This window comes from Halorhodospira neutriphila (assembly GCF_016584055.1).
GTDB classification, from domain to species: domain Bacteria; phylum Pseudomonadota; class Gammaproteobacteria; order Nitrococcales; family Halorhodospiraceae; genus Halorhodospira; species Halorhodospira neutriphila.
Map to the genome: position 1 here is coordinate 1 of NZ_NRSH01000114.1, position 6,896 is coordinate 6,896.

Consider the following 6,896-nt stretch of genomic DNA (forward strand, 5'->3'; position numbering starts at 1 on the left):
TCCCCGGGGTCCGAGGAGCGCGGCGGGCGCTCATCGTTGCTCCGCGTGAACTCGCCCTCGATGACGGAGCCGCGGTGGCCGCGGGCCCCGGAGCGCTGCTCGGCGGCGCGGGCGGAGGCCTGGCGGAACTGGCGGCGGAGCCACCAGGCGCGCAGCCCGACGACCACGGTGCCGATCAGGGCCAGGCCGAGGATGACCGCCAGGACGACGATCCCCAGGGTCGCGGCGAGCGCGACCACCGCGATGGTGGCAACGACCCCCACGATGCGGGCGAGGGGACCGCGCTCCGTGCTCTGCAGCTGCATAACCGGGACCTCTTGGCCTTCCTGAAAGTCCCAAGGATAGCGGCCCGGCGCCGCGCTGGGCTACCCTGTCCTGTCGGCGCTGACCACGAGAGGAGCACACCGGCATGACCGGCCACCCCTTCGAGGCCCTGGGTCCGGAGACGATCCTCGCCGCGGTGGAGGCGGCCAGCGGCCGGCGCTGCGACGGCCGCCTCCTGCCGCTGAACAGCTACGAGAACCGCGTCTACATGGTCGGGCTCGAGGACGGCGAGCGGCTGGTCGCCAAGTTCTACCGCCCGGATCGCTGGAGCGACGCGGCGATCCAGGAGGAGCACGACTTCGCCGCCGAGCTCGCCGCCGCCGAGATCCCCGTGGTGCCCCCGCTGCGCGGCCCCGGCGGGAGCCTGGCGCACAGCCACGGCTTCCGCCTCGCCCTCTACCCGATGCGCGGCGGGCGGATGCTCGAGGTCGACGACCGCGATGTCCTGCGCCGGCTCGGCACCTACATCGCCCGCATCCACGCCGTCGGCGCCGCGGCCGCCTTCCGCCACCGGCCCCTGCTCGACCCCGGCGACCACGGCCGCGACGTGCGCGATCAGCTCCTCGAGCAGAACTGGCTCCCCGCCCACCTCGAGGAGGCCTACGCCACGCTCACCGCGGACCTGCTCGAGGCCGTGGGCGAGTGCTGGGAGCGCGCCGGCGCGGTGGCCACCCTGCGCCTCCACGGCGACTTCCACCCCGGCAACGTGCTGCAGACGCCGGAGGGCTTCCACCTGGTGGACCTCGACGACGCCCGCACGGGGCCGGCCATCCAGGACCTGTGGATGCTCCTGCCCGGCGAGCGCGAGGAGCGCCAGGCGTACCTCGACGACGTCCTCGAGGGGTACCGGACCTTCTGCGACCTCGACCCGCGCGAGCTCCACCTCGTCGAGCCGCTGCGCACCCTGCGCCTGATGCGCCACGCCGCCTGGCTGGCGGCGCGCTGGGACGACCCCGCCTTCCCCCAGGCCTTCCCCTGGTTCGGCGAGCCGCGCTACTGGGAGGAGCACCTGCTCGCCCTGCGCGAGCAGCTCGCCGCCCTCCAGGAGCCGCCGCTCAGCGTCCGATGAAGTGGACCCGGCAGGCCGCCACGTAGGCCAGCGCCTCGGCGGCCTGGGCGAGGGCCTCGATCCGGGCGCGCTCGGCCTCGGGGTCGGCCTCCGGCGCCCAGGGCAGGTGGAGCTCCACCTCCAGGCCGCCGGCGAGGTAGTGGCAGTCGACGCGCTCGACGCGCTCGGCGCCCTCGAGCCCCGCCCACTGCGCGGCGAGGTCGGCCTCGATGCGCCGGCGCAGCGGCAGCGCCGCGGTGGCCTCGTCCCAGCGCGGGTCCTCGTGGTCGACGTGGACGAGCACCTCGCTGACCTCGGGGATCTCGCCGATGACCCGCCGGCGCACGGCCTCGCTGACCCGGTGGCCCTCGGAGACGCTCAGCCGCGGGTCGACGACGATGTGCAGGTCCACCAGCGCATCCGGGCCCATGCGCCGGCTGCGCAGCCCGTGGACCTCGCGGACGTCGTCGATCTGCTCGATCATGCCCTCGATCTCGGCGACCCGCCGGGGCTCGAGGCCGGTGTCGATGAGCTCGCGGACCGAGTGCCAGGCGAAGTGGAGCCCGGCGTGGGCGAGCATCAGGGCGACCACGACGGCGGCGACGGCGTCGAGCCAGGGCAGGCCGAGGAGCACGCCGGTGATCCCGCCGAGGACCACCAGCGAGGAGAGGGCGTCGGAGCGGTGGTGCCAGGCGTTGGCGTGGATCAGGTCCGAGCGCGCCTGCCGCGCGACGCGGCGGGTGTAGTGGTAGAGCCCCTCCTTGACGGCCAGGGAGCCGAGCGCCGCCGCCAGCGCCAGCCACCCCGGCACCCACAGCGCCCCCGGGTCGAGGAGCAGCCGCTGCACGGCGTCGTAGATGAAGCCGGCGGCGACGAGCAGCAGCACCGCGCCGACGCCGGCGGTGGCCACGGTCTCGATGCGGGCGTGGCCGTAGGGGTGGTCGTGGTCGGCCCGCTGGCTGCCGTAGCTCGCCGCCACCAGGACCAGGGCGTCGGAGAGCAGGTCGGAGAGGGAGTGGACGCCGTCGACGACCAGCGCCTGGGAGTGGCCGACGACCCCGAGGCCGATCTTGCCGGCGCCGAGGGCGAGGTTGATCGCCCCGCCGACCAGGGTGACGCGGCGCTTGGCCGCCGCCAGCGCCGCCGCGTCGGCGTCGGCCGCCACGCTCACGGCGCGACGGCCTGGAGCTGGGCGTTGACCTCGCGGATGACGTCCTCGTCCACCGCCATGCCGGCGGCGGCCTGGAGCTGGACGAAGCTGGTCAGGTAGTTGTAGCGCGCCTCGGCGAGGTTGCGCTTGGTCTCGAAGCGCTGGCTCTGGGCGTTGAGCACGTCGGTGATGGTCCGGGTGCCCACCTGCTGGCCGCGGCGGACGGCGGCCTCGTTGCTGCGCGCCGAGACCAGGGCCTGCTCGAGGGCGCGGACCCGCTCGCGCTCGCTGCGCAGGTTGAGGTAGGCCGAGCGGGCGTCGAGGGCGGCGGCGCGGCGCTGGTCGGCGAGCTCCTCGGCGGCGGCGGTGCGCTGCGCCTCGGCCTGCTGGACGCGGCTGGTGATGCCGCCGCCGGTGAACAGCGGCATGGAGACCTGGAGGTAGATCTTGCGCTCTTCTTGTTCCTCGGGAAGCGGTCCGCGGGTGTTAAAGCCCTGATCTTGCTCTGTGTCGGAGTAGGTATACTCCCCCTGGATTTCTACCTCCGGCCAGCGATCGGCGCGCTGGGCGTCGACGTCGTGGCGGGCGACCTGCTCCTGCTGCGCGGCGAGCTGGACCTCCAGGTTGTAGCGCCGGGCGGTCTCCACCCAGTGCTCGGTCCCGCTGGGCTCCACCGGCTGCGGCTCGAAGCCCGCCTCGAGCCCGGCGAGCTCGCCGGGGTGCTGGCCGATGATCCGGCGCAGCGACTCGCGGGCGATGTCGAGCTGGTTCTGCGCGGCGACCCGCTCGGCGCGGACCTGGTCGAAGGTGGCCTGCGCCTCGTCGACGTCGGTCTGGGTGCCCGTGCCCACCTCCAGGGCCCGCTCGGCGCGGCGCAGCTGGCTCTCGACGGCCTCGAGCTCGGTCTCCACGAGGGCGAGCTCGTCCTGGGCGAGGAGGACGTCGAAGTAGGCCTGGGTAACGTCGACGACGAGCTGCTGCTCGGCCAGGGAGAGCTCGATGTCGGCCTGCTCCGCCGTGCTGCGGGAGCGCTCGAGCTCGACGAGGTAGCCGCGGCGGAAGATCGGCTGGGTCAGCGAGAGCGTGGCGTCCCAGCCCTCGGTGTCCTGATCCGGGGCATCTACTTCCGGATAGCTTATCTTCCGGTCCACGTAGCCGCCGGAGGCGCTGATCTGCGGCAGGAACTGCGCGATGGCCTGGTCGACGCCCTCGTCGGCGGCGCGGCGCCGGCTGCGCTCGGCGGCGAGGCCGCGGTCGGCCTGCCGGGCGAGCCGGTAGATCGCCTGCAGGTCCTGCTCCGGGGCGGGCCGGTCGATCTCCGCCGGGATCAGCCCCTCCTTGCCGCCGCCCGCGGTGGCGGCGGCGTCGCCGGGCTCCTCCTGGGCGGCGCCGCCCGCCGGCAGGGCGAGGAGGGCGGCCAGGGTCCAGGAGGCCGCCTGGCGGGGGAAGCGGTGGCACGGCCGCAGCTTGGCTCTTCTCATCAAGATCGATCTCCCTGTTGGGCCTGGGGGGCCGGCGCCGCCCCCCCGTCGGATGGGGCTGCCCGGAGGCCGTCGAGCAGGAGCTCGACGATGGTGTCCGCGTAGCGCTCCGGCGCCTCGGCGAAGTCCACCCCGGGGAGCTGGCGCAGGACCTCGCGGTGGGCGGTGAAGAAGGTGTTGGCGGCGATCATCAGCGTCGCCAGGAGCGCCGGGTCGATGTCCCGGCGCCAGGCGCCGTCGCGCTGGCCGCCGGCGACGATCCCCGTCAGGCGCCGGAAGTCGGCCCCGAAGACCTCGTCGACCAGGGCGCGGGCCCGGGCGGGCGTGGCGTCGAAGGTCTCGGCGAGCAGCAGCCGGGTGCCGTCGAGGTCGTCGAGGGCGCGCTCGAGATCGCCGCGCATGAACCGCCGCAGCCGCTCCGCCGGCTCCGCCTCCTCCGCCTCGAGGGCCTGGAGCAGGGCGCGGGCCGACTCGCAGGAGCGGCGCAGGACCTCGAGGTAGAGCGCCTCCTTGGAGGCGAAGTGGTGGAAGATGTTCGCCTTGCTGACCCCGGCCGCCTCGGCGATATCGCGCACGGAGACCGAGGCGTAGCCCTCGCGGGCGAAGAGCGCTTTCGCGGCGGCGAGGATGCGCTCGGCGGCGGGGGTTGGGCCTGGCTCGTGGGGCATGGCGGCTCCGGCAGGACGCATCCGAGGGGCGGCCGACCGAGCGGTCAGCGCCCTGGATGGGACATTCTGCCCGAGCCGCCGGCCGCGGGCAAGGCGCCGCCTCTTGCCGGGCGCCGGGTGCGCCCTACTCGGCGGCGCGCTTGTCGTGCTCGATCAGGGCGAAGGCCGAGTGGTTGTGGATGGACTCGTAGTTCTCCGAGGTGATCCGGTAGGCGGCGATGCGGGCGTCGTCGTTGAGCCGCACGGCGATGTCGCGGACCACGTCCTCGACGAACTTGGGGTTGTCGTAGGCGCGCTCGGTGACGTGCTTCTCGTCGGGGCGCTTGAGCAGGCCGTAGAGCTCGCAGGAGCCCTCCGCCTCGACCAGCTCGATGAGCTCCTCGAGCCAGACGAAGCCGTCCGCCAGGGCGGTGACGACCACCTGGGAGCGCTGGTTGTGGGCGCCGCGCTCGGAGATCTGCTTGGAGCAGGGGCAGAGCGTGGTGACCGGCACGGCCACGCGGACCCAGGTCTCGTGGCGGTCGGCGTGCATCTCGCCGATGAAGGCGGCCTCGTAGTCCATGAGGCTCTCGACGCCGCTGACCGGGGCGCGCTTGTTGACGAAGTACGGGAAGCTCATCTCGATGTGGCCGGACTCCGCCTCGAGCCGGTGGGTCATCTCGGCGAGCATCTCGTGGAAGGACTCGACGGTGATCTCCCGGTCGTGGCCCTCGAGGATGGAGACGAACCGGGACATGTGCGTGCCCTTGAAGTGCTGCGGGAGGTTCACGTACATGCTGAACGTCGCCACGGTGTGCTGGTCGTGGCCGGTGCGGTCCCGGACCCGGACCGGGTGGCGGATATCCTTGATGCCGACCTTGTCGATGGCGATCTGCCGGTTGTCGCTCCGGCCCTGGACATCCTCCATGGGGCTGTCCTCGGCGGTGGTGCCGGAGGCGTGGGGGTAGCAGGTAGGATTGAACATCGCTTGCGCCCTTGTGCTCGCAGTCTCCGAGATTCAGTGGTTACGACCTTAAAATCATTATAAAAGGCCGGCCGGCCCGTGTCCCGCTACTCGGAGCAGGGTTGGGCCGGCGGGGGTGGCCGGCCTCAGGCGCGGCGCTCGATGCAGTAGGCCGCGAGCCCGCGCAGGGGATCGGCCCCGGGACCGAGCTCGGAGAGGGCGTCGATGGCGTCGCCGGCCAGGCGCTCGGCGAGATCCCGCGACGCCTCCAGCCCCAGGATCGAGGGGTAGGTCGGCTTCTCCCGCGCCGCGTCGGCGCCCTGCGCCTTGCCCAGGGCGTCGCTGTCGCCGGCGACGTCGAGGACGTCGTCCTGGATCTGGAAGGCGAGCCCGACGCACTTGGCGTAGCGGTCGAGGGCGCTGAAGGCCGCCTCGGAGGCGGTGCCGCAGGCCAGCGCCCCGAGCTGGACGCTGGCGCGGATCAGGGCCCCGGTCTTGTGGATGTGCATATCCTCGAGCTCGGCGGCGTCGATCCGGCGGCCGACGGCGGCGAGGTCGAGGGCCTGGCCGCCGGCCATGCCCCGCGAGCCGATGGCCCGCGCCAGGGTGCGGGCCATCTCGGCGCGCGCCGGCGCCGGGGCCGCCGGCGCGGCGTCGCTGCTCAGCGTCTCGAAGGCCAGCGACTGCAGGGCGTCGCCGACGAGGATCGCCGTGGGCTCGTCGTAGGCGCGGTGGCAGGTCTCGCGGCCGCGGCGCCAGTCGTCGTCGTCCATGGCCGGCAGGTCGTCGTGGACCAGGGAGTAGGCGTGGACCATCTCCACGGCGGCGGCCGGGGCGTCGAGGGCCTCGCCGTCCTCGCCGAGGGCGCTGCCCGTGGCGTAGACCAGCACCGGGCGCATGCGCTTGCCGCCGCCGAGCACGGCGTAGCGCATCGCCTCGTGGAGCCGGGCGGGGTGCGCCCCGGCGGCGGGCAGGGCGGTCTCCAGGGCGCGCTCGGCGCGCTCGCGCAGCGGCGGCAGCGCCGCGTCGAGGGCCTTACGGATCTTCGGGTCGAAATGGGCCGACATCGCCTTCCTCGCTGTTCTCCAGGAGCTGTTCCACCTTCTGCTCCGCGGCGCTGAGCGCGCCCTGGCAGTGCCGGGTCAGGTAGATGCCCCGCTCGAAGTCGCGCAGCGCCTCCTCGAGGCTCTGCTCCCCGCGCTCCATGCGCTCGACCAGCGCCTCGAGCTCGGCGATCGCCTTCTCGAAGTCGGAGAGCGGGCTCTCGGGGGCGGGGCTCGGG

Annotated in this window: 8 protein-coding genes; 1 reads left to right on the plus strand and 7 read right to left on the minus strand. The window is 73.7% G+C overall.

Features of this window, described 5'->3' with window-relative positions; genetic code table 11:
* Nucleotides 1–305, minus strand: a 305-nt coding sequence (locus CKO13_RS09475) for an FxsA family protein (RefSeq protein WP_200260050.1), incomplete at its 3' end; no start/stop codon positions are given.
* A 104-nt stretch (nucleotides 306–409) separates the two neighbouring features.
* Here CKO13_RS09475 and CKO13_RS09480 point away from each other — a divergent pair.
* Nucleotides 410–1,393: a serine/threonine protein kinase gene (locus CKO13_RS09480; protein WP_200260053.1), complete on the plus strand. Its 984-nt coding sequence runs from the start codon at nucleotides 410–412 to the stop codon at nucleotides 1,391–1,393.
* On the opposite strand, the gene CKO13_RS09485 is transcribed toward CKO13_RS09480, so the two are convergent.
* The 6 genes from CKO13_RS09485 to CKO13_RS09510 all read right to left on the minus strand — a co-directional run.
* Nucleotides 1,380–2,543, minus strand: a complete 1,164-nt coding sequence (locus CKO13_RS09485; RefSeq protein ID WP_338034625.1) for a cation diffusion facilitator family transporter — start codon at nucleotides 2,541–2,543, stop codon at nucleotides 1,380–1,382. The genes CKO13_RS09480 and CKO13_RS09485 overlap by 14 nt on opposite strands.
* The gene (locus tag CKO13_RS09490) at nucleotides 2,540–4,003 is read right to left on the minus strand and encodes a TolC family outer membrane protein (protein WP_200260056.1); all 1,464 of its coding nucleotides are present in this window, start codon (nucleotides 4,001–4,003) and stop codon (nucleotides 2,540–2,542) included. Before CKO13_RS09490 ends, CKO13_RS09485 begins: the two co-directional genes overlap by 4 nt.
* Nucleotides 4,003–4,671, minus strand: a complete 669-nt coding sequence (locus tag CKO13_RS09495) for a TetR/AcrR family transcriptional regulator (RefSeq protein ID WP_200260059.1) — start codon at nucleotides 4,669–4,671, stop codon at nucleotides 4,003–4,005. The genes CKO13_RS09490 and CKO13_RS09495 overlap by 1 nt, the downstream gene beginning before the upstream one ends.
* Nucleotides 4,672–4,795: 124 nt before the next feature.
* The gene (gene folE2 / locus CKO13_RS09500; protein ID WP_242467980.1) at nucleotides 4,796–5,635 is read right to left on the minus strand and encodes a GTP cyclohydrolase FolE2; all 840 of its coding nucleotides are present in this window, start codon (nucleotides 5,633–5,635) and stop codon (nucleotides 4,796–4,798) included.
* A 125-nt stretch (nucleotides 5,636–5,760) separates the two neighbouring features.
* The gene (locus CKO13_RS09505) at nucleotides 5,761–6,681 is read right to left on the minus strand and encodes a polyprenyl synthetase family protein (RefSeq protein WP_200260062.1); all 921 of its coding nucleotides are present in this window, start codon (nucleotides 6,679–6,681) and stop codon (nucleotides 5,761–5,763) included.
* Nucleotides 6,650–6,896 (minus strand): exodeoxyribonuclease VII small subunit (locus CKO13_RS09510; protein WP_242467981.1); only part of this gene is annotated, 247 nt, incomplete at its 5' end. The genes CKO13_RS09510 and CKO13_RS09505, both read right to left, overlap by 32 nt.